Annotated in this window: 20 protein-coding genes; 3 read left to right on the top strand and 17 right to left on the bottom strand. The window is 48.7% G+C overall.

Annotation, left to right across the window (positions count from 1 at the left end):
• Positions 1-35: 35 nt before the first annotated feature.
• The 10 genes from lysS to PGL02S_RS08535 all read right to left on the bottom strand — a co-directional run bounded on the left by lysS (position 36) and on the right by PGL02S_RS08535 (position 9,625).
• On the bottom strand, positions 36-1,595 hold the full coding sequence (gene lysS, locus PGL02S_RS08580) for a lysine--tRNA ligase (protein ID WP_036636682.1): 1,560 nt from the start codon (positions 1,593-1,595) through the stop codon (positions 36-38).
• 385 nt (positions 1,596-1,980) lie between these two features.
• Entirely contained in the window at positions 1,981-3,003 is a 1,023-nt protein-coding gene (locus PGL02S_RS08575; protein WP_006209300.1) for a potassium channel family protein, read from the bottom strand.
• A 34-nt stretch (positions 3,004-3,037) separates the two neighbouring features.
• On the bottom strand, positions 3,038-3,430 hold the full coding sequence (locus PGL02S_RS08570) for a DUF350 domain-containing protein (RefSeq protein WP_006209299.1): 393 nt from the start codon (positions 3,428-3,430) through the stop codon (positions 3,038-3,040).
• Complete coding sequence (locus tag PGL02S_RS08565) at positions 3,427-4,101, bottom strand: hypothetical protein (protein WP_006209298.1); 675 nt, start codon at positions 4,099-4,101, stop codon at positions 3,427-3,429. The genes PGL02S_RS08570 and PGL02S_RS08565 overlap by 4 nt, the downstream gene beginning before the upstream one ends.
• A complete protein-coding gene (locus PGL02S_RS08560) occupies positions 4,102-5,301 on the bottom strand; it encodes a glutathionylspermidine synthase family protein (protein ID WP_036636677.1) in 1,200 nt (399 codons plus the stop codon).
• The gene (locus PGL02S_RS08555; RefSeq protein ID WP_063455996.1) at positions 5,298-5,972 is read right to left on the bottom strand and encodes a hypothetical protein; all 675 of its coding nucleotides are present in this window, start codon (positions 5,970-5,972) and stop codon (positions 5,298-5,300) included. The genes PGL02S_RS08560 and PGL02S_RS08555 overlap by 4 nt, the downstream gene beginning before the upstream one ends.
• A gap of 25 nt (positions 5,973-5,997) precedes the next feature.
• Positions 5,998-6,213: a hypothetical protein gene (locus tag PGL02S_RS08550; RefSeq protein ID WP_006209295.1), complete on the bottom strand. Its 216-nt coding sequence runs from the start codon at positions 6,211-6,213 to the stop codon at positions 5,998-6,000.
• A 452-nt stretch (positions 6,214-6,665) separates the two neighbouring features.
• Positions 6,666-6,905: a glutaredoxin family protein gene (locus tag PGL02S_RS08545; protein WP_006209294.1), complete on the bottom strand. Its 240-nt coding sequence runs from the start codon at positions 6,903-6,905 to the stop codon at positions 6,666-6,668.
• A 25-nt stretch (positions 6,906-6,930) separates the two neighbouring features.
• Entirely contained in the window at positions 6,931-7,803 is an 873-nt protein-coding gene (locus PGL02S_RS08540) for a hypothetical protein (RefSeq protein ID WP_036636675.1), read from the bottom strand.
• A gap of 187 nt (positions 7,804-7,990) precedes the next feature.
• Positions 7,991-9,625: a cobyric acid synthase gene (locus PGL02S_RS08535; RefSeq protein ID WP_228029915.1), complete on the bottom strand. Its 1,635-nt coding sequence runs from the start codon at positions 9,623-9,625 to the stop codon at positions 7,991-7,993.
• A 309-nt stretch (positions 9,626-9,934) separates the two neighbouring features.
• On the opposite strand from PGL02S_RS08535, the gene PGL02S_RS08530 reads away from it, so the two are divergent.
• On the top strand, positions 9,935-10,909 hold the full coding sequence (locus PGL02S_RS08530; protein ID WP_006209291.1) for a hypothetical protein: 975 nt from the start codon (positions 9,935-9,937) through the stop codon (positions 10,907-10,909).
• Between the two features lie 36 nt (positions 10,910-10,945).
• Here the strand turns inward: PGL02S_RS08530 and PGL02S_RS08525 are convergent, their stop codons facing one another.
• The 5 genes from PGL02S_RS08525 to PGL02S_RS08505 form a co-directional block, all read right to left on the bottom strand.
• Entirely contained in the window at positions 10,946-12,001 is a 1,056-nt protein-coding gene (locus PGL02S_RS08525; protein ID WP_036636673.1) for a Gfo/Idh/MocA family protein, read from the bottom strand.
• 34 nt (positions 12,002-12,035) lie between these two features.
• Positions 12,036-12,770: a ThuA domain-containing protein gene (locus PGL02S_RS08520; protein ID WP_036636671.1), complete on the bottom strand. Its 735-nt coding sequence runs from the start codon at positions 12,768-12,770 to the stop codon at positions 12,036-12,038.
• 110 nt (positions 12,771-12,880) lie between these two features.
• Positions 12,881-14,500, bottom strand: a complete 1,620-nt coding sequence (locus PGL02S_RS08515) for an extracellular solute-binding protein (RefSeq protein ID WP_036636669.1) — start codon at positions 14,498-14,500, stop codon at positions 12,881-12,883.
• Between the two features lie 43 nt (positions 14,501-14,543).
• Positions 14,544-15,464 (bottom strand): carbohydrate ABC transporter permease, encoded by a 921-nt coding sequence (locus tag PGL02S_RS08510; protein WP_036636667.1) that lies wholly within the window; start codon positions 15,462-15,464, stop codon positions 14,544-14,546.
• A 21-nt stretch (positions 15,465-15,485) separates the two neighbouring features.
• Positions 15,486-16,415: an ABC transporter permease gene (locus PGL02S_RS08505; RefSeq protein WP_036636665.1), complete on the bottom strand. Its 930-nt coding sequence runs from the start codon at positions 16,413-16,415 to the stop codon at positions 15,486-15,488.
• A gap of 316 nt (positions 16,416-16,731) precedes the next feature.
• On the opposite strand from PGL02S_RS08505, the gene PGL02S_RS08500 reads away from it, so the two are divergent.
• A complete protein-coding gene (locus PGL02S_RS08500; protein WP_036636662.1) occupies positions 16,732-18,471 on the top strand; it encodes a sensor histidine kinase in 1,740 nt (579 codons plus the stop codon).
• On the top strand, positions 18,468-20,090 hold the full coding sequence (locus PGL02S_RS08495; protein WP_036636659.1) for a response regulator transcription factor: 1,623 nt from the start codon (positions 18,468-18,470) through the stop codon (positions 20,088-20,090). Before PGL02S_RS08500 ends, PGL02S_RS08495 begins: the two co-directional genes overlap by 4 nt.
• 134 nt (positions 20,091-20,224) lie before the next feature.
• Here the strand turns inward: PGL02S_RS08495 and PGL02S_RS08490 are convergent, their stop codons facing one another.
• Both PGL02S_RS08490 and PGL02S_RS08485 read right to left on the bottom strand, forming a co-directional pair.
• The gene (locus tag PGL02S_RS08490) at positions 20,225-21,301 is read right to left on the bottom strand and encodes a Gfo/Idh/MocA family protein (protein WP_036636656.1); all 1,077 of its coding nucleotides are present in this window, start codon (positions 21,299-21,301) and stop codon (positions 20,225-20,227) included.
• Positions 21,302-21,495: 194 nt separating this feature from the next.
• Positions 21,496-22,995 carry a PQQ-binding-like beta-propeller repeat protein gene (locus PGL02S_RS08485; RefSeq protein WP_228029914.1) on the bottom strand — a complete coding sequence of 500 codons (1,500 nt, stop codon included), beginning with the start codon at positions 22,993-22,995 and terminating at the stop codon, positions 21,496-21,498.
• Positions 22,996-22,997 lie beyond the last annotated feature (2 nt).

The raw sequence follows: 22,997 nt of genomic DNA, 5'->3' as shown, positions 1-22,997 counted from the left end.
ATTGTACCTCCCCCCGAGGATAAAACCCGTCCTCCTTATTTCTGAAAATTCAGGAGATCAAGCATTCGATGCACGCCGACACCCTCGATCAAGATCGGCATACGGGGACCTTCATCGCGGCCAAGGACCAATTGATAGATAAGGCTGAACAAACGCTTCTGATTTTGTTTCATCATCTTCTTATCATCATGGTGGCAGATCGCATAGATCTTCTCCATTCGTGTTGATCCAGTAAGCTCGGCATCCTTCAGCAGATCGCATACGGTGTGAAGCCATTGCCGCTCCAATGAATCCAACGTCTCGTACCGTTGGTGATCCTGGTGCTCCTTCACGGTAATCAGCTTTTGCGGATACCAGTGTTTGATCCAATACTCGGCTCGTCGTGCGGTGGGTTCGAGCTGCTCCTTCGCATAACTTTCACCAACTCGATGCAATAGCTCCTGCAGAAGTCGGTAATCAAAATTCACGAGCGGCAATATGCCGGATAGCTGGCTGAATTTGGGAGCCCGGCCCGGATGGCTGTCCGGCATGGAGAGCTCGAGTGCAGCCTCAATATCAGGGCTTAACTCCTTAGAAGCAGCAGGATTGCGGTAACGCTCATATTCGGTATAGTTACGGATCACATCTTCATCAAGTCCGATATGGAAGGGTGCATTCGGCTGATACTTGGCAAACATAAACAGAATATTCTCAGGCGCGTACACCTTCAGCAGGTCCCCAGGCGTATAGTTGCTGCCGGAAGAGCTGGACATTTTTGCATGGCTCCCCTTCATGCTTATAAATTCGTAGGCCGCATAGGAAGGCGCTGGATTTCCGAAAATGTTCTCCGAGATCACTTTGGATACATTGTAGCTGCCTGTTTCCGACGAATGGTCTCTGCCTCCCGGCTCGAAGGCGACATTTTCCATCTTCCAGCGCATGGGCCAATCGATTTTCCACTGCAATTTCATATGCGTTGCCTGCAGGATCGACAGGGTGCCCCGATGCCCACAGATGCAGGCATAACCCAATCTTTCCGTTTGCTCATCGAATTGCTGTATCGTCGTTGTATCCCTTCTGCATTCCTCACAGTATACCTGTACTGGATAATAAACAGCCCGTTCTTGGTCATGGGCTCCACCCGTTTTGAAGGCATGCAAGATATCGTAAATTTCCGTCCTGTGTCGGATCGCGTGAAGCATAAGCGAATTATACCGCCTGGATTGGTACTCCCGGCTCTGATAAATAAACTCGGGTTCGATCCCGAATTCGGCTAAGGCAAGCTCGAACTCCTTCTCATAATGCTCCGCATAGGAAGCATGACATCCGAACGGACATGGGACCTCCACGTAGGGCATGCCGATGTACTGCTCAAACCCCGGGTCCACTCCCGCAGGAACCTTCCGGAATCGGTCAAAATCATCCCAAGAGAAAATAAACCGAACCTTCCTGCCCTGCTTTCTCAGCGCTTTTGTTACAAAATAGGCCGTCACGATTTCCCGGAAATTTCCGATATGCACAGCCCCGGAAGGACTGATTCCGGCTGCGCACACATAGGTCTGCCTATCTGGATACCTCTCGATCAATTCGTTCGCGATTCGTTCTGACCAATGCATTCCGAGCCCTCCTCTAATTCGTTTGGTAAAAACCAAAAAAAGCCCTCATCCGCAAGATTGTCATCTTGAGGACGAGAGCTTTGAGAATACGCTTCGTGGTACCACCCCGGTTTGTGAAAGCTGTCACCAGTTCCACCTCTTCAGGTACGGCATCACGATGCTTATACCCTATCTCTGTAACGGGAGAGGCCCGTCGTAACATCCTTGAGCCCTTCTGCCCAATTCCTTACGCAGCTCCGAGTCTTTGTTCATTAAGAATATTGCTGCTCCATTCCCACCTGCCAGGAGCTCTCTGCAAACAACGTTTCTCAACTACTCTTCTCTTCATAGCTTTTCATTGTTTCCATAATATTTAAGCCATATTAAACCATGGCAATTCGAAATGTCAAGCAAGTTTACCAACAATCCGCCTATAGGTTGCCTCGTCCGAGACAACATACAGCTTGGCGTCCCGCGGGATCGGCTGATCCAGCTTGCGGTTAATGGTGAGGTCGTTGCGATCGGAGATAAGCGTCGCTCCCTGCCGCAGCAGATCCTGAAAGGCATCGCCATAAGTCTTCCATGCCTGGTTCAATGACACTTCATATATATCATCGCCATGCTCACGGCTAAGCAGTTGCATCAGCACATCCGAATTGCCCTCCTGCAGAGCTGCACGTACCGCTAAGCGGGAAACCGCATCATGCGAAAGAACAAACTCGTTCACATGGTTGTGGCGGAAATTCTGAACATGCTTCTCCTGAACAATCTCCACCGTGGTATGTACATTTGGTGCAATCCGTTCAATGCTAGAAACAATCAAGAGCGATTTGCCATCCACCAGCGCCGATTCATCAATCCGAGCGTCTGCAAATACAATCGCCGATTTCGCCTCCAGGATATTGGCCCGCATCAGCACGTCATCTGCTGACGGGTCCCCGCTAATAAAATGCACCTGTTCGAGATGCTCTGCAGGATGCTGACTGGAATCATCAATGACAACAATCTCGGACTCCGGCGAATACGACAAAATCTCATCGATGGCGGATTGCGCTTTTTTGCTCCAGTTTATAATGATCACTTGACCGCTGCCCCGAAAATTCAACCTGCCCGCCCCTCTCTGCCGCTGCATACTTCCAAACGATTCGATCACTTTACCAATTACTAAACTCAGCAGCCCGATACCAAAAATATATATAAATATGGTCAGTATCTTGCCGGGCACTGTGACTGCATAATAATCGCCGTAACCTACGGTTGCCATCGTGGTAAGCACCCAATAAAAGGCGTTAAACCCGTTCTGAAAGGTTTCCGGTTCCAGCAGAAATGCCAGCGTCGAGCACAGTACCACAAACAGAATGACAAGTACGCTTATCGTCGTTTTACGCAGACGCATCATTTTCAAAGATAATCTTAGAAAAAAGTGCACGTTCCTGATCCTCTCCCCAAGGGCGCTATTCTTCCTAAATAATCAAGCTGCTGATCGCAAAGGCTGTACCGATAAACACCATAGCGAGCAGAATTCCGATAGCTACATTCCCCTTTTGCAGTTGCTCGGAGATGCGAAGACCCGGCGTAACCAGCTCGAATACCCAATAGGCAACGATCAAACATACATACCCTACGGCAAACCACAGAATCATATGCCAGATCGATGAATTCGTGTATGCTGATATCCCCAGGATAATGGCCGTTGCCATAAATTTGCCTCCAAAAGCCAGTCCTACCGCTGTATTCCCTTTCTTCAGCTCCTCCATGTCGTTAAACCGGGTCATCCAGCTAAATATTAACATTCCCAGCAATTGAAGCACGATAATGCAGAGCACACTTATTACAATATTAACAACGACCGTCAATCCGCCCACCCCCGAAATTTTGCATAGGCCAAGTCGTAATCGGCGAAATCATGGACTTCCTCCAATACAACATCAACCGTTTTCTTTTTCTCCATTGCGGTAAAACGCTTCTCGTCAATCGGCTGTTTGATCCGGTTTCCTGTCGGCAATTCAACTACCGCAAAATGTCTTGTTTCTTTTTTGTATGTTGTTTTGTATACACCAATCAGCTTCACATCCGTTTTAACCGTGACTTTCAGGTTGGTTAAATCCGCTTGCGCGCTCTTCTTGTCCTTGAACGATTTGATCGTCTGCCAGGAGGATAACCGGATATCATTCCGCTGATTCGCATCGGTGGCGAGTTCGGCGTCCATGAATTCAAGCGTCCAGATTTTGTCCCCGGTCGCATAATTGTTGTCGTTTGGCAGCAGCTCGTTATCCGGCAGCACTGTCATATCTCCGCCAATCAAATCGCCTACCGTGCCTTCAACAATTCGGTAGTCCCATGGCACACGGGTAGAGGAGGATACTTCCTCTGAAGAACCGCTATGGAACACGGACGACTCATTGCTTCCGCATGCGCTCAGCGCCAGCACCATGATCGATAGAATCAGTACAGCCAGCACGACAGAAGGCTTCCTCTTCCTTAGAGGAGCGCCGCTTGGCTGCATTCCCTTTTGTTTCAACTGCATTTATTTCACTCCCATTGCGATAAAATGGCTGGAATTCCCCGTAATCAAGCCGCCCGCCCGTCCGAGCAAGCCGCAAGGGGTTCCATTCAGCACGAACAATCCGGTCAATAAATGAAATGCTCCTTCCGCTGTCTCAACCCGAGCCAAGTCCGCTCTTCGTTGATAGACCGTCGGGAACATCACACTCGTGTCGTAGCCGTCCTGATCCTCTACTTCAAGCTGACCTGCCTGATCGTACAGTTTAACAGAACCACCTTCACGGCCGAACATGGATTTGGAGACAAAATGACCGGAGAACACCGGTTTGTTGTATGTCGGCAGCATATATTTAAGGATGGCTTCCCGTTCGTTCTCCTCGTACAGAAGCCCCAGCTCATACATCCCCCACATGGCGGCAAGCAAACCTTTGGATTGCAGCAGAATGCTGTGCGGTGAGTTGAACAGCTGCAGTCGTCCCGTCTCGATGGCATAGGCCAGCGCATCTCCGCCATCATCGACGGACATCCATTCCTTCGGGTATAGGGCAAACATTCGGTGGATCTCCCGGCCGGCACCGTCCTTCAGCATGCCTTCATCCACCCACAGATCAAGACAATCCACCAATTGAATATCAAGACCGCTATGCCGGACCAACGCTTCAATCGTACCGGAGTCCTCTTTGTGCTCACCATATGCAATACAGGCTGCCGTATCGGGACGCTCCACTCCCCACGCCGCTGCAACCAGCTCCTGCATTCCTTCATTGGGCGAGAAGATTCCGGCTTGCCGACACAGCCATGGAGTGGCAATGGAAGCTTCAACATAGCCTGTAGGCGTATCCGCATTCAACTCAAGCAGCTTGATGCTGCCGTCATGGGCAATGGCAAAGTCAAACCTGGCATACCTGCTGATCAGCCCCTCCTCCGGGAGCGGGCATTCATCGAGCATTTGCCATAGGATTGGCGGAATGCCAATCAAACTGTATATGTGATGATTGCGATGAATATTGCGAACGGTTTTGTCTAAAATCGTCCACAGTATAGATGCCGCTTCTTCCAGCTCGTGATAGGTCTCTTGACGCATGGTCACAATCTGGTCTATCCAGTAGGCTTCCCCTTCCATGTCCGCCCACGTAAATCCAAGCTCCGCAAGCTCTGACACCCGCCCGTTCCGATTGAGCTCGGGCTTTCCTGTAACTTCAAACACACTTTCTTGACTCATCCGCCAAAACCACCGGATCTGGAGCTGGATTTCGAACCCGAGGAGCTGAATCCACTGGAATTACCACCAATGCCGCCGGATTTGGACGAGGTGGAGCGGCGTGTAATCGTACCCGAAGATGAGGTTGAAGTTTTGGGGCGAACAGTCGAGTTTACCACCGGTTTGTTCTGGAACGTACCACTCGAATACGTGCGGGGTTTGTATGGTTTACCACTGTTCGCGTAATAACCGCGGTGATTGTTATACCATCCGCTGGATGAATAATAGGAACCGTTGTTAAACAGCATGTGATAGAGCAGTAGATCATCCCAGCCGAAGCCTGAGTTGTACCCGCCATAGTTGTTGACAACCGTCGTTCCGCCGCCTGAGCCTGCTGCAGCTCCCTCGACCGGCTCATCCTGGAATTCTTCCTCGCTTGGAAACGGAATGTTCCAATCCACATTCTTATCAAAATACTTCTTTACTTCTTCTGTTGACCAGGACACCAGCTGCGGCTCGTCAGCCGAGGTAACCGCTTCCGATGCGAGATCCTTTGCGGCTGCGCCCGATACCAGAAAAGCATTCGCTAACAAAGCGATGCCGAGCGAGCTTGACAAGACCCGGATCGGTTTGCCATCCGGCGTCAGCCATTTCGATGCCGGATGCTCTTTTTTGTCTTTTTCATGACTCAAGATGATTTCTCCTTTCGGACAGGGTTCATTCGTTCCGCATCGGAACGAGCAGAAGCTCCAGTTTGCCCGTGTCTACATTTAATCTGCCTTCAATCGTTTCGTATTCCCGGCCGCCTGCGACGATATAGTTCACATGCTCCAGTGCGGCAACCATGTTAATCGTCCATGCACGCTCTTCAATCTGGATCAGTTCACCATCCGGTCTCTTTTCAAACAAAATGACATTCATTCCATTATCCACTGGTTCTTACCCCTTCCATCTAAGCAGTGAGTATTGATACGTGCAATATTTGGAATCGTTTCAGAAATCTATGATCAGTTATCAACGCTTGCAGAAGCGATAATCTTCCAAAAGACGCAATCCATATAATAACACCGCTACAGATTATTTACACCTTCGAATTAACATTAAAAAACTCCCGAAAATGAACATTCTAGCCATACAATGCCTGATTCTTTACGTTTTATAGGGTGTAGCATCAAATTTCGTGATCATGGTCTCCCTTGACATTGCCACTCATGTCATCGTTTAAAATCAAGGGCATTGCCCGCTTGATGCGGAAGGCTCCAGAAGATGAACGACGCCCGGCGCGATAAGCAACGCGCTGCGATCGGGAACACCACATGCAAAGAAGCATGGATCATTCCGCGAGGAACGAACCATGCTTCTTTTTTATAACCATAATCGCTGGTTTATCTGAACAATTCCCTGATTTCTTGCAGGTTATCGGCAAATCCGATAAATACGTTATCGCCAATAACGATGGTAGGCACAATCTGTTTCCCCGTCAGACGCCTCACTTCTTCCGGATATTCCGGATTCTGTGTGCAATCATATTCCATGTACGGAACTCCCTGCTCCTTGAAATAACGCTTGGCGTGATGGCAGTCGCTGCAGGTGGGAATGGTGTATATTTTCAATGTTTCCGTCATATCGATCACTCCTTGTAAGTGAATATTACTGGATCTCAACGACAAAAGGCACCGTCATCACTTCGCCCTGGTGTTGAAATTGCCCCCAAATCTTGTAGATGCCGCTATGCGGAAAGGTAGCGACAAACTCCGCTTTCGGTCCCGTGCTCTGCTCCTCCAGAGGATGCACATGGATGTACTGCTGGGCGTCTGCGGACAGAATGACAACATGCCCGACCGCGCCCAGGTATGGCTCCAAATCGCTGATTCCCTGCTTTGTCTGCGCATCCCGAATATGATAGCTGAGCACAACCTCTTCATTCGATAAGGTATTGCTCAGGCTCAGTTCAATTTCCTTGCCGTTTACTTGTTGGATCAGACTGGTGTCAGGTTTAACTGCCGAAGCTTCTCCTTCTTCTCCCTCGATCCGGAGCCATTCGCTTAGCGTCGTCCCTTCAGCACCCTTGGGGACAAAATCCGCAAACCATTTATATTCGCCGCCAGCCGGAAAAGTAGTTTTCACGGTAAATTTACCATTCTCCATGTAATCGGGATGGATATGGTGGAAAAAAGACAAATCCCGATTCACGATGATCAGATGCAGCAGTTTCTCATGATTGACATCAAATTCCTGGACGGGTGCGCCGTTACTGTCTGTGATCTGAATCGATAGCTCGGTTTCGGTGCCTGCGCTTACCGGCTCATTCGATGTAACTGCAGCTTTGTAGTTGTTCGAGGCAGCCTCATGCCCGCCTTCGTGTCCACTGTGTCCGTTCTCTTCCTGGTTTGCGTTTTCCTGATTTGGGTTCCCTCCCTGGCCACCCGTATCTTGTACCTGCTTCGCGTTATCGCATGATGTCAACAATCCCAAAGCAAGCAGGCCCGTTAAGATTAGCAAGGTCCCCTTCTTATTCCACATAGGCTATCACTCCAATCATGGATATACTTTGCGGTGCCTTTAATTCTCTTTTATTAGTATACCCCCCTATCCTATATTTAATCAATTTTAGTTTTCTTCCTCCCCACACAGATAACACCTTGCAATTGAGGCAAGGTGTTCTTCTATTCTTCACTATTACCCCAAGAACCCATTTTATTCCTTATGGCTATAAGCACGTACAGCCGATGATTTCATAAATCTTCTCCATGTCCACATGCTCCCGCACGATGTCTGCCACACGGTCGAATTCCACGAATTTGCGTGCCTCGGCTTGGAACGTTACCGGAATGGCATCCAGTCCCTTACTCCCCCGGACACCGTTCAGCCATGACCTGCGGAAGGCATCGTTGTCAAACAACCCGTGCAAATAACTTCCCCATACTCGGCCATCGGCGGTAGCCAAGCCTTCTAGATGGATAGGAGTATCTTCTTCACTTTTTAAAGAATTCTCGCAGTCTGCTTCTATTAAAAACAGTGGATGGTGCCCCGATCCGCCAGGCATCGAGGTCCATTCGGTCACGCCCATATGGATTTCATAGGCCGCTATCGCCACATTGGCCTCTGTATCCGGTAGAATGAGTCTCAAAGGATGTTCCTGTGACAATCTCCCTTTTACGCGAACGGTCCTTTTCTGTTGTAAAAAGGAGGTCCGGATCGGCAGCAGCCCAAGTCCTGCCGCATCCCGTTCGTTTCCTTCCACCGCATGCGGATCGGACAACTGCTCGCCCAGCATTTGATATCCTCCGCAGATGCCAACCAGCTGCACATCCCGCTGCTGCGTCTGTTTCATAATCGCATCCGCCAGCCCCCGATCCTGGATAAACCCGAGATCGCTGATCGTATCCTTGGTGCCAGGCAAAATAATGACGTCCGGCGTCCCGAGTTCATCCACCGATTGGACAAAGCGCACGGTAACATCCGGCTCCCAGCGCAGCGCATCAAAATCCGTAAAGTTCGAAATCCGCGGATACCGGATAACAACAATATCGAGGTCGCGTTTTTCCTGTCTTTGATATTGAAGCTCATCCAGCACAACGGAATCCTCAGCCTCGATTCGCATGTCCTGAATATAAGGGAGAACGCCCAGCACGGGAATGCCCGTCCGCTCTTCTAGCCAGTCCAGTCCCGGCTTCAGCAGTGCCAAATCCCCGCGGAACTTGTTGATGATAAACCCCCGGACCCTGGCAACCTCATGGGGCTCCAATAGTTCAAGGGTGCCTACGATGGAGGCAAACACGCCGCCGCGATCGATGTCTGATACCAAAATCACCGGCGAATCCGCCCATCCCGCCAAATTCATATTCACAATGTCGCGGTCCTTGAGATTGATCTCCGCCGGACTTCCCGCGCCTTCCATAAGCACGATATCGTATTGCTCCCGGAGCCGATCGAGTGCAGCCAGTACGATTCCCTTGGCCTTCGGCAAAAACTCCGTTCGGTAATCCATCGCACTCATCTGCATTTCGGGCACGCCGTGGATTACGATTTGCGAAAACATGTCCTTCATCGGCTTGATCAGGATCGGATTCATGTCCGTGTTTGCGGCAATGCCGCAGGCTTCGGCCTGCACGCCCTGCGCTCTGCCGATCTCTTTGCCATCCAGCGTCACGTAGGAGTTAAGCGCCATATTTTGCGACTTGTATGGAGCTGTGCGATAACCATCCTGGAGGAGAATACGGCATAGCGCGGTCGTTAGGATGCTCTTGCCTACGTCCGAGGCCGTGCCCTGCAGCATAAGTACTGCTCCCCGTGCCTCGCCGTTATACGTATGCGTATCGTTTATGTATGTTCGTTCACTCATCTTCCTCACCCTTTTCCATGACTTGATCTGCTTGTTCATCATTATAACAAACCGCTGCAAAAGGGGAGCATTATGACTCCATTCCGGAATCTTAGGTTCCTGTTCGGCGAAAACGTACACAAAGCAGGCGATCCGCCTGGATCACCTGCTTTGTGTCATTCAAAACCTTTATAGACACTCAAATGTGCGAGCGCTTAGGGACAATATTTTTCACAATGAGGGATACATTCATCTATTAATATACTTTTTTAGTCAAAGTTGTATTATCTTGGATAGGTGACTAGAGTGGTTAAGGGAGGAACTGATTGAATGTTAATGTATTTCAGCGAGATTAGCAACATCTATATTCATGTAAAGTGGTTTACGGACAATTTCGAATGGGTTCCCCTGCCCTTCCCCCGTGTCGTTACATTGACCTTCTTATTTTGGTTAGCGTTTACATTGTTCGTCTTACTGGTATCGAGTGTGTTCAACGATCCGTTGGGTAAGACGCGGCCCGTGGTGCGGATTCATCAATTCCTGTACCGTCTCAGGCCGCATACCGAAGTCATTCTCCGCATCGGGCTGGCCATCGGCCTAGTGCTTCAGCTTCTGAGCGGTTCTTATCTGGCACCCGAATTCAGAACCAATTCCATGTGGATTATCCTCGGCCTCTCTGCCGCCGCTGCGTGTCTTCTCTATCAGCGTACATTGCCGATCAGCGGTGCCATCCTGTTCCTGTTGTATATTCAAGCTTCATTAAACTACGGTATCTTTCATTCCATTGATTATTTGATTTATATCGGTATTGTGTATTATCTGTTCGTGTGCGGCACGCCCTTGAAAAAAACGGCCGCTCCAGTCATGTATGTATGCACAGGCATGTCCCTCGCCTGGCTCGCCATGGAAAAGCTGACCATTCCAGAACTGGCGTGTTCTGTCATGGGCAGCTATGGACTGCCTACCTTCGGATTCTCCATCGAACACTTTGTTATGATCAGCGCTTTTATCGAAATTGGACTGGCGTGGGCATTCATCGTAGGCATCATGAGCCGATTCACCGCCCTGCTGGTATCAGGCATTTTTATTATGACAAGCCTTGTATTCGGTTACAAGGAAGTCATCGGGCACACTATCATTCACACGCTGCTGATTCTGTTCCTGATCGAAGGCACAGGCGATCTGCGGACACCTTTTCAGTTCCACCGCTCGCCCGTCCTTCGCGGATTATTTGTAAGCGTAAACTTTTGCCTGTTTCTGTTCAGCTTAATGGCCTTGTACATCTGGATGGGCAAAACACTGTGAGACAGCTGTTAATTTCCTGGTCCCTGAACCCCGGCTTTAATTCGGGAGCTCTACTGCTGCCCTGGCTTCGCTTGCCCGGATTACGGCATCCAGCACCTCTTGATTCCGATAGCCGTCCATGAATCCAGGAACTCCATCGGCAGGCGCACCGCGTAATACGGCTGCAAAATCCGCATATTGCTTCACCTTGCAATGCTCCGGCACTTCCATTGTCGTTCTGGAGAGCTGACCTGGCTCCTCCTCTCGAATCCATATGAGCCGGTCCGGGTCCAATGTGCTGGCATGTGCCGTACCGAAGTCGCCATATATGGACACCTCATGCTGATTGCCTGAGCCAAATGCATTGCGCGATGTCTGGAATACGCCCATAATGTCACCCGTCATCCGCGCCTGAAAGCTTGCAAAATCGTCTACTTCGATCCGGGCCATTGCGCCCGTTACCGGATCGCGGCGTTCCGGAATAATCGTGTGCAGCTGTGCGGTTATTTCCTTGAACTCCCCGAACAGAAAGCGCGCCATATCAATCATGTGCGATCCCAAATCACCCAGAGTGCCTGTGCCCGTGATGGCTTTATTGTATCTCCACATGTAAGGAACCTGCTCGCTTGGCACACCGAACCCTTGCAAATACTGAATCGAGAAGTGACGAATCGTACCCAGCTTGCCTGTGCGCACCAGCTCTCTGGCATAACGGAAAGCCGGTGTGTAACGGTATGTAAAACCGATCATGGCCGGAACGGGCTGTCTTTCATACTGCTCCAGCAGGGGCACCGCTTCTTCGAAGACGCGAGTGAATGGCTTCTCCGCCAAAAAAGGCTTGCCTGCCTGCAAGCATGCACTGATAATATCTGCGTGCACATTGTTAGGTGTAATCGAGATTACGGCATCGACGTCCGGATCTTCAATTAAATGATGGAAGTCAGCGTAACGCTTGCTGTCCTCAATGCCGAGCTGATCGCCTACCCGAGCCACAGCTTCACCATTTACGTCACTAACGGCGACAAACTGATACATGTTCTCTTCATTCATCCAGCGGATATGCTCCTGAGCCATGCCCCCCAAGCCAATTAATCCAATGCGAAATTTATTCATCTAGATGCACTCCTCTTCTATATAACTGATGGTCTTAGGATTGAACAACAGGGACGATGGGCGCAACCCGTCCGTAGGATGTTTTTGCCCCATCAACAGGCGCAGCCCAGAACACGCCGTTCGTGATCACCTGCAGAATCTCGGGCTGGTGGTACACAGGGAACATTTCATGGCCTGGACGGAAATAAAACAGCTTCCCTCTGCCTCTCCTGTAACAGCACCCGCTGCGGAACACTTCGCCGCCTTCAAACCAGGAGATAAATACCAGTTCATCCGGTGCCGGTATTTCAAACCGTTCTCCATACATTTCTTCCCTCGGAATTTCGATATATTCACCAAGACCCTTCGCGATAGGATGACCGGGCTCGACCACCCACAGCCGTTCGATCTCACCATCGTCGCGCCACTTCAGCATGCCGGTGTTTGTACCGAGAAGCTTGGAGAAGATTTTGGAGCCATGACCGGAATGCAGGACAATCAGTCCCATGCCGTCCAGAACGCGTTGACGCACCTTCTCGACAATCTCGTCCCGCACCTCATCATGTGCCAAATGGCCCCACCACAGCAGCACATCCGTGTTCGCCAACCGCTCATCGGTCAATCCGTGATCCGGCTCATCCAATACTGCGGTAGCTACTTCTAAACCTTCAACTCCTTCGAGATGACCCGCTATTGCTCTGTGAATCCCATTCGGATAAATGCTCGCTACCTGTTCATTATGTCTCTCATGCCGGTATTCATTCCATACTGTGACTTTGATGTTTCCCATGATTGCAACCCCCTGTAGGTCGATAGAGTTCTTCTTTTATTCCCTGAATAATCACACTGCCCCACAGCCTATTGAATCTGCGGGGCAGCCTGAATCCGTGCAACCGATCCTTATTTTACGCTGATATAACGCTGATAAGCTTCCTTACGGATCTCGATCAATCGCTCTAACCCCATGTCGTTCAGCTTCTTGACATAAGCGTCCCATTCCGCATCGATATTGCCTTCGGATATCCACTTCGCCCGGGTTGTGCCGACAAAGCCATCGATATCCGTTGTGAGTGTAGGCAGTTCCTGGAACTCCTCAGCACTGTACATCACATTCGGGAACGGCGTGGTTACATAATCGCTGCCCAGCTTGTCAATGACCAGCTTCAGACCGTCCCCCGTAGTCTCATCCAGAATGATGTTTTTCTCGAAGCTCGGGCTCACATACTTCGGTCCGAAATCCCGGACGGACTGTTCCCAGTACCAAGCGTCGGCACTCGTTCCTTCCGGAGGATTCATCAGGGTAAAGGTACCGTCATCGTTCTTCTGGATTACAGTGCCGATGGCTCCCCAGAAATTCTGGATGCTCGCTTCATTGGTGTAGAACTGATCCGCCCAACGAGCTGAGACCTCCGGATGTTTGTTCGACGTTGTAATGAGGAACTCATTTCTTCTTAAACTCATGCCCTGCGGCTCACCGCCCTGATATCGCTTGCCGTCAGGTCCTGCGATGGACGGGATTGCAATGTATTGATCCTTCCACTTGCCAAACACGGCATCCGGGACCCATTGATTGGAGAAACCGATCAGCGCCGCATCCGGGTTCTGATGTTTCGCCGTGGACATGGTGCTGTCCTGCGTGAAAATCTCTTGGTCGATCAGGCCTTCCGAATACAGCTTGTGTGCCCACTTGATCGCTTCCTTGTAATTCTCCGTCACCGGATAATAAACAGGCTCATTGTCGATGACCATCATGCTGTTGGCATTGATGTCAGTGATGCCGAATGGATTCAACAAATCCATGCTGATATTGCCCGATCCGCTGACCGGAATTTCATCCGCCTTGCCATTTCCGTTCGGGTCCTTATCTTTAAACGCCTTGAACACTTCATACAGCTCGTCTGTGTTATCCGGAACATCCAACCCGAGTTTATCCAGCCACGTTTGGTTAATGATCGGCTGGATTGACGCCTTCGGTCTCGACGGCAAGCGTGCCGGCAGGGAATATATTTTACCGTCCGGGAATGTGCTCATCTTCTTCATCTCTGGCGTTTCTTCCAGCGCCGCTTTCAAATTTGGCATGTATTGATCAATGTAATCGTCGAGCGGACGGAAATAAGACAGGTTGTTCACGATGTCGGAATCGCTGAATACGATATCACCGAAAATAATATCAGGCAGCGTCCCGCTGGCCAGCATTATCGATTTTTGCTCTCCCCAATCATTGGAGGACATGATTTGCCAATTGATTTTGACATTAGTCTCCTTCTCCAAATCCTTGAGCCACTGGTTCTGAAGGAAGGTGTCCCCCATATTGCCCCAGCGAACAGTCAGGACGTCCAGGGTTATCGGCTCATTCACAATCGGCAGGCCCTCTCTATTGAAAGCGGCCTCGGTATCCGTCTTAGCCTCATTGTTCTTGCTGCTGCTGCAGCCGGCCAGGTTTAACAGCAGGATTGCCGCCATCATAATAGAGACAGCCCATTTCAGATGATGCGGCCTCTTTTTATTGTTTGTTCCCATACCACCATTCCCCCAATTATTATTTTCTTGGATCCATCCGGTTTTACGACTTCACGGCTCCGATCATCACCCCCTGATTGAAATACTTCTGCACAAACGGGTAGATGCACATGATCGGCACCGTTGCCACGATAATCACCGCGTAACGCATAATGTTAGCCAGACGCAGCGCAATGGCCGCGGCCTCTCCAGTACCCATGGCAGACTGCATCTGGTTGGTGACCAGAATGTTACGTAGAATCAGCTGCAGCGGATACAGGCTGGTATCTTTTAAATAAATCAAAGCATTGAAATAGGAATTCCAGTGACCCACGGCCGTCCACAATGCAATGACCGAGATGACCGCTTTGGATAGCGGGATTACAATCGTCATGAAATACCTGAGGTTTCCGCAGCCGTCAAGCTGAGCCGCTTCCCATAAATCCTCCGGAATGCTGCTCTGAAAAAAAGTCCGGGCCACAATGATGTTAAACGCGGCAACCGAGAACGGCAGCACCATGACAAGGAACGTATCGTAGAGATGAAAATCCCGGATCGTCATAAAGGTAGGAATCAGACCGCCGTTAAAAAACATCGTAAATATAAAGAGCAGCGAAAAATACTTGCGGCCCACAAGGTCTTTCCGTGACAGGGCATACGCTGCGGAAATGTTAACCACGAGTCCGATGGCCGTACCCACAATCGTATACAGTATCGTATTTCGGTACCCAATCCATATATTAGAGTGCTTCAGCAATTCCTGATAGCCTGCCAGCGTAAAATCCTTGGGAACAAGCCACACCTGTCCATTGGCAACCGCTGCCGGCTCGCTGAATGATGCAATGATTATGAAGTAAAGCGGGTAGATCAGCACGATCAGCATCAGGACCGCGAACACATACAGGCCGATTTCCAGCGCTTTATCGGAAGATCGAGTATTTTTCTGCCGCGGCGCCCTTTTCTCTCTAACTTCCACTAAGCCCATAGAACCCTTCCTCTCTTTTTGTTACCACAGACTGTTCTCGCTGTATTTTTTCGAAATCTGGTTGACCAGAATAAGCAGCGCAAAATTAATGACTGTATTAAACAGATTGATCGCCGAGGAGAAGCTATACTGGCTGCTCAGCATCCCGATTTTGTATACATAGGTGGATATGACCTCGCTTGAGGTAATATTGAGGCTGTTTTGCATCAGATATACTTTTTCAAAACCTACGCCCAGCAAACTGCCAATCCGCAAAATAAGCAAAGTGACCACGGTTGGCATCAGCATCGGAATATCAATAAACCGGATTTTCTGCCACCGGCTTGCCCCGTCCATCGTTGCCGCCTCGTACAAGCTCGGACTCACCGCGGAAAGCGCCGCGATATAGATAATGCTGTCCCAGCCCGTATGCTGCCACACATCCGACCATACATACACACTGCTGAACAAGCTGGCAGAGCCCATCAAATTCGGAGCCTCCGCACCGAAGAGACGGAAGATATTCCCGATCAGTCCCGAACCTGGCGAGAATAGAATCAGCATGAGTCCCACCATGACAACCGTGGATATAAAATGCGGCATATAGGTTACGGTCTGGAAGAACCGCTTGAACCTATTCTGCCGCATTTGATTGACCATCAGGGCGAGCATGATCGGAATCGGAAACGTTGCGACACTGTACAAACTGATGACCAGCGTATTGGTAATAGTGGTTGAGAATTGATAGGAATTGAAAAACTTCTCGAAGTATTTCAGTCCTGCCCACGGGCTATCCATAATCCCAACAGCCGGGCTGTAATCCTTAAATGCGATCAGTATGCCGTACATCGGAACGTAAGAAAATAACAAGACCAGTACAACCGCAGGCAGCAGCAATAGATACAGGCCCCAATTTTTTCTTATCCGCCCGAGTGTCGGGTGTGTTGAGCTATTCAGTTGGCCTGCTTTCAAATCGATTCCCCTTTCTCCTCTTGTTGTCGTGAACCCGGTATGTCGTGTAAGCAACTCAAGTATACTTCCGCCCAGAATCGTTATTTGGACCTCATGATGCTCTATTCGGACCTTTGCCCCTTTCTACAGCCAGGGAAGCTCTAAATTTCAGGGAGGAACATGCTATGATCCGGACTTTACGATGTATTATTCGGACTTTATGGTAAAAGCGACTGCGTTCGCTCCTGTTTTTTTTGCCTAATCCCTATATAATATCGTTATCATCAATAAAACGCTTTCATAAAAAGGCGATTGGAAAGGAACCCCGGACATCCCTATGGTTAAAGCACTGAATAATAAGCCTTATCCCATCCGTCACTACGTCAAAATCATGCTCTTCATCTCGATTTTTGCCCTTGTAGTGGATCTGGTGATCAGTTTCGCGTCCATCTTCATCGTGAAGCAGCAATCCACAAGGTATCTTCAGGATACAGCGAATCTGTATATAAGGCAGATCAATCATGACTTCTCGTACATCAACCACTATATGGGGTGGACACTCGCGAATGATGAAAGCGTCAAGATGATGGACACCCCGGGCACCGACTATGTAGATTATATTAAGTCAAACGAACGAATGCATAAGCGCTTTAACGAGCTTCAGAAAAACTATGGTCAAGAATACAACTTTTTCTTCTATCTAAAGGATCAGGATTTCTTCCAGAACTATGCGCCTATGTCGCTGTCGTATGCAGAGTTCCGGGACTTAAAGGAGCAGATCGTAACACTCACCGATTCCAAAAACGTATACGAAACCTTCTACTCGAACTGGAACCCGATTCAGGTTCAAGACAAGTTCTACGTAATCAACATCGTGCCTTATCATAATCGCTATCTGATCTGTCTCATCTCCGCGGATGATTTGATCCGTCCGCTGCAGCAGCTGAATCTGGGTGAGGAGGGTTCTGTCTCCCTGGTGGATCTTCAAGGTGGGTCCCTCTCCAGCCCGGGTGCCCGTGAAGCCGATAGTCTGAATCTCGAAGGCACCAAGGCTTCCCTGCTTTACTTCTCGAAGCCGCGCTCAACGGTTACCGAAGGGTTCTCGAATGCTTCCTTCAACGTGCAGCTGGTCATCCAATTCGGCGTATTCGAGACCATTATGATAGCCCAGCTGCTCATTATGCTTCTGTTCGTGGTGCTCACGTGTACGCTCAGTGTTGTCATGCTGTATTTCAAGAAAAAGGTGTTGAAGCCGATTCAGAATTTCTCGGAGAATGTGAGGCGCATTCACGAGGATAGCGAGAATCTGGATTTTATGAGCAGCGAAATTATAGAGCTTGAGCAGGTGAATTCCCAGTTCAAACATCTGATCGAACAGATCAAGAAGTTTAAAATCGATATTTACGAACAGGAGCTCGAGAAGCAAAGAATTCAGCTGGATTATATGAAGCTGCAAATCAACCCTCATTTTTTCCTGAACTGCTTGACAAACATCTACAGCATGGCGCAAATGCACATGTTTAAGGAAATCGAATATATGTCGCTGTCCACATCCAAGTATTTCCGTTACATCTTTCAAAGCGTGGATCATGTCGTACGGCTGGAAGACGAAATTGAGCACGTCCGAATCTATTTGGAGATCCAGAAGCACCGTTATCGGGATGCTTTTTCTTACCGCATCGAGTATAAGGATGATCTTGCCGGCCTAACCATTCCTCCCTTGGTACTTCAGACTTTCATCGAAAACGCGGTAAAATACGCGGTATCCAGAGACCAGGAGCTGCAAATACGGCTGTCCGTCGCCTTGGTGACAGAAGGAGAGAAGTTTTATACAGTCATCCAGATATCCGATACGGGACCCGGGTTTCCTGTGGAGGTATTAGATAAGCTCGCTAACGGCAAGCCACTGGATCAAAGCGAAGGAAAACACATCGGGATCATGAATACCATGCAGCGGCTAGAGCTGCTCTATCACCATCGGGCTCAAGTTGAGTTTTCGAATCCGGCAGGCGGCGGTGCCTGCGTCAGTTTGACGCTTCCACAGGCCATGCAGGATATAAGGAGGGAAATTCAATGAATGTATTGTTAGTGGATGACGATTATTTTGTCGTGGCTGCGCTGGAGAAGAAGATTGATTGGCGTGCACTCTCCATTGAGCAGGTCCATACTGCTTACAGTGTTGCACAAGCACGTGACATTTTACAGAAGCATTCCATTCAAATTCTTGTCTGTGATATCGAAATGCCGCAAGGGAGCGGGCTTGAGCTTCTCGCCTGGATACGGGAGGAACAGTACAGCATCCAAACGATATTCCTGACCAATTACGCCGATTTCAACTATGCCCAGAAAGCCATTGAGCTGCAAAGTTTTGATTATTTCCTGAAGCCGATTGAATTCGATAAATTAAGCCTCATCATCTCTAAAGCGGCCTACAAAGCCAAGGAACAGCAAAGTTATCAGGAAGCAATCCAGGATGGGCAACTCTGGAAGAAAAATCAAAAGAAACTGCAGGACCATTTCTGGCGCAGGCTGATCCGGGAGAAGAAGGCTTCGTCGGACCGGGCGGCCATCGCAGGTTATATCGCGGAACAAAACCTGTCCTACCAGTTGTCGGATCTGTTTCTTCCCGTGCTCATCACCATCTTTCCGTATGACAAAAGTCTGGGCAAGGAAGACAAGGATCTGTTTGACTATGCGTTCCTCAACGTGTTGTCCGAATTGTTCCTGGACCCTCTTATTTCCGTCGAAACGGTTATGGAATATAAGGATTACAATTGGGTGGCCATGCTGAAATGGAATCGGGCCCCCGATACCCGGGTAATCGAATGCATCTGCTTGTCGTTCATTGAAAAAGCCAATCAATTTCTCAGAAGTGATGCTTGCTGCAACGTATCGACCTCGGTGGCGCTGGAAGCGATCAACAAGTCCATACGGGACCTGCTCCAAATGAACGAGGATATGATCAAAAAGCGGAATCAGATCTTTTTCCTGGAGCAGTATCCGCTGCAGGAAGCCGTTTATGCGCCTCCCCCTCTTCAAGACTGGGAAGAGCTGCTGAACCAGAACAACCCGGGAACTTTTTTGGGAGAGACCCGCAATTACTTGCAGAACCTGGCCAAGAATGGCGTCTATAACGCCTCCGTGCTGCGTTTGTTCCGCCTGGACATCGTGCAGCTCGTGTACGCCTATCTGAAGAACAAAGAGATTCAGGCACACAAGCTCTATACGGGTAAAACCAATGATCAATTATTCATGCAATCGCTGAACTCGATTGAAGATATGGAGAAATATATGGAATATCTGGTCAGCACGGCAGCAGAATACCATTCCTTTGCCGACCATTCCCAAACCGTTGTGGAGGAAATCAAGCACTATATTCAATCCCATTACGGTGACGAGCTCACACGAATGAGCCTGGCGGAGATTGTCTATCTGAACCCGGATTATTTAGCCCGCCTGTTCAAAAAAGAGACGGGGATCTCTTTGGGCACCTATATCATTCAAGCCCGCATTAAGGCGGCCAAACATCTGCTGGAGGCAACCTCGTTATCTGTATATCAGATTGCGGCCAAGGTGGGGTATGCCAACTATTCCTATTTCTCGAAGCTGTTCAAGCAGGATACGGGCTGGCCGCCGAGCGACTATCGAAGGGAGCTGCTGGCCGGGCAGCGCGTGCAAGTGGATCATGTAAAATAACGATAGCTTGCACAGCCATCAGGGCAGCTTGTAAGCCCAGTGACGGAAAAAGAAAAAGCACCCCGGCTTCAAGCACAATCTGCTTGGCCGCGGTACTTTTTTTGCAATATTCAATGAATGCTCGTCCGTGCGAATTACGCAGGGTATATGTCAAAATCCTTCAGGGTATCGCCCGTTCTGGCCGATTCGAACACCGCTTCGATCAGATTCAGGACGCGCAGCACTTCCTCGTTCTTCACGATGGGTTCTGCCTCGCCCCGGATAACGGCCGCAAAGTTATCGAAAAAGCTGCTGGATTGACGATACGGCTCAGGCAGGGCTCCTGTAATGGTAGCTTCTTCGGAAGGAGGCGCCATCGTTTTGGTCAATCCCACTCCGGCCTGAATCGGCTTCGGCTCTACTTTTACGGCATCCTGGTTGCGGGTAACAACTCTGCCGTTTAACGACCAGTCCTCAATAATGCCTGTCCCTTCCGTACCTTTGACATACCAGCGGGGCAGTGTAATGAAATTTGTTGTTCCCACTTCAATCAGAGCCGAGACCCCGTTCTCGAATTGCAGCACCGATTCAAAGCCGTCGTCCACCTCATCACCCAGAATAAAACTCAATCGGCTGCTCAGGCTGACGATCTTGCTGTCCACCATAAACAGGATCTGGTCCAGCAGATGCACGCCCCAGTCCAGCAGCATGCCGCCGCCGTACTGTTCAAGATGGCGCCAGTCCCCCGGGATGCCGTTCGCTCCGTGCACCCTCGATTCAATCCGGAACAAATCGCCGATCGTTTTCTCATTGTACATCTGTTTAATCGTCAAGAAATCCTCGTCCCAGCGGCGGTTCTGGTGAACCATCAGCACCCGCCGGGCAGCATCGGCAGCGGACACCATCTCTTTAAAGTCGCTTACAGAAAGCGTTACCGGCTTCTCGCAGATGACATGTTTGCCGGCGGTAAAGGCCTGAAGCGCAAGTTCCTTGTGCACGTCATTCGGCGTTGCAATCAGAATTACGTCCACTGCAGCATCCTGAAGCACTTGCTCGTAGCTGACATAGGCAGGGTATCCGTCCTCAGAAGACACCTTCCGCCGATCTTCCAAAATATCATAGGTTCCCGTAACCTCGAGATATTCATTGTCCTTGATCAGCTTGGCATGGTAACTTCCCATTCCCCCATAGCCTACAATTACAATTGCTTGTTTGGTTTTCCCCATAGTCATAGATATCCGGCTCCTTTTTAACATCTCTCAGCTGTTCTTGCATCATTGTCATTATAATATATTCCGTGAAATAACGGTTCTCTTTTACGATATTGTATTACCGCGGCGATCTCAAGGCTGTGAGTTACTTCGCTGTGATCGCATATAACGGGTTAAAAATAAAAAGCCGCTGATCATCAGCGACTCATTAAACCCTAATATTCATTCACTTCAAAAGTTATTATTTTATCGTAGACGATATAGTCCTGCCTTTGCTTAAATGGTCCTTTATTATTATTGTGTTTATTAATGGCAAAGGTAACCGGACCATTTCCAGCAGCTCTTGCCTCATACCAGCTAATAAATTGCTGTACCTCTTGCATGGAAAGGTCGTACTCCTTCTCTGTTCCATTGCTTAAAGTGAGCACGAATATGGCTCGCTCACCGACAGGATCTACAGGTGGTTTAGGTTCCACGGGCGGTTCGGTTGGATCCGTTGGTCCTGTTACTTCACCACCAATTGCAAAAACAGTCCCACTTGAGTCTGCTATATATAGAGTTCCATCTTCTGCAATAGCCGAGGCAGAAATGAAATTAGAAGCATTAAGTGCCAATGACCACTGCTCTACTCCATTAGCATTTAGAGCTACTACTTTACCCCCTACACCAATATATACAATATTATTCTTATCGATAATAGGGGATGAATACATGGCTGTTGAATTATAAATCCATTTAATCGTACCATCTGGATTTATCGCATAGAAATCCTTGGTGCCATTAACCGAATAAATAGTTCCATCTGGACCAACAATTGGATCAATTACGTTCGTAGAAGAAAGATTTCTTTCTACACTGACCTTCCATTTTTGGGTACCATCAGGGTTAATGGCATAAACAAAACCATCCTGAGAAGTAACATAAATTGTACCATCTTTTGCTATGGCAGGTGCCGATCTAGTCTCGCTACCGATTATACCTTTAAATTCCCAGTTCAATTGACCAGTTTGAGAATTAAAGGAGTATAGACTTCCATAACTTCCATAACCAGCTTTAAATACTAATGAACCTTGATCTGTAAGGGCAGGGTAACCTGAATGATAGGACGATTCAAAGGAACTTATCCATTTGGGAGTACCGGAAGGATTATAAGCAGCTAACCTACCGGCAATTCCCGATAAATAATAAGTCCCATCACTTCCTATTACCACTTCGTTTGAATAACTAGTGGGAAGACTCATTTCTGTTACAGCGCCATCATCTATGTTTAATGAAAGTAATTTGGAACCGGCAGGAATAATCAGCTTGTTGTTGCTATTGATAATTGGCGTACCGTATACCAAACTATCAATTATTGGTTGTTTCCACTTCAACGTACCATCTGGATTGATAGAGTATATATTAAATTTAGGATTAGAAGATGATTCATAATTTTTAGTGAAAATCGTACCATCTTTACTAATAACGATTGAAGAATTTCCTCCAGAAGGCATCTGATACTTCCATTTTAGATGGACATTTGAATTTACCGCAGCGAATCTGGAGTTCCGATTCCAATTGTGCCCAATAGGTTGCATAGCTTCTTTATCATATGCTCCTTGATGATAGCCAGCTCCTTGTGAAAAAGGAGTACTCGCTGCATTAACGTTAGATGTCATAAATGAAAACAACAACGTAAATGCAGTTAAAACAGTTAAACTTTTCTTTATTCTCAAAT

The sequence above is a fragment of the Paenibacillus glucanolyticus NBRC 15330 genome (assembly GCF_004000885.1).
Lineage (GTDB): Bacteria > Bacillota > Bacilli > Paenibacillales > Paenibacillaceae > Paenibacillus_AQ > Paenibacillus_AQ glucanolyticus.
This window is presented reverse-complemented; position numbering and strand designations above follow the sequence as displayed.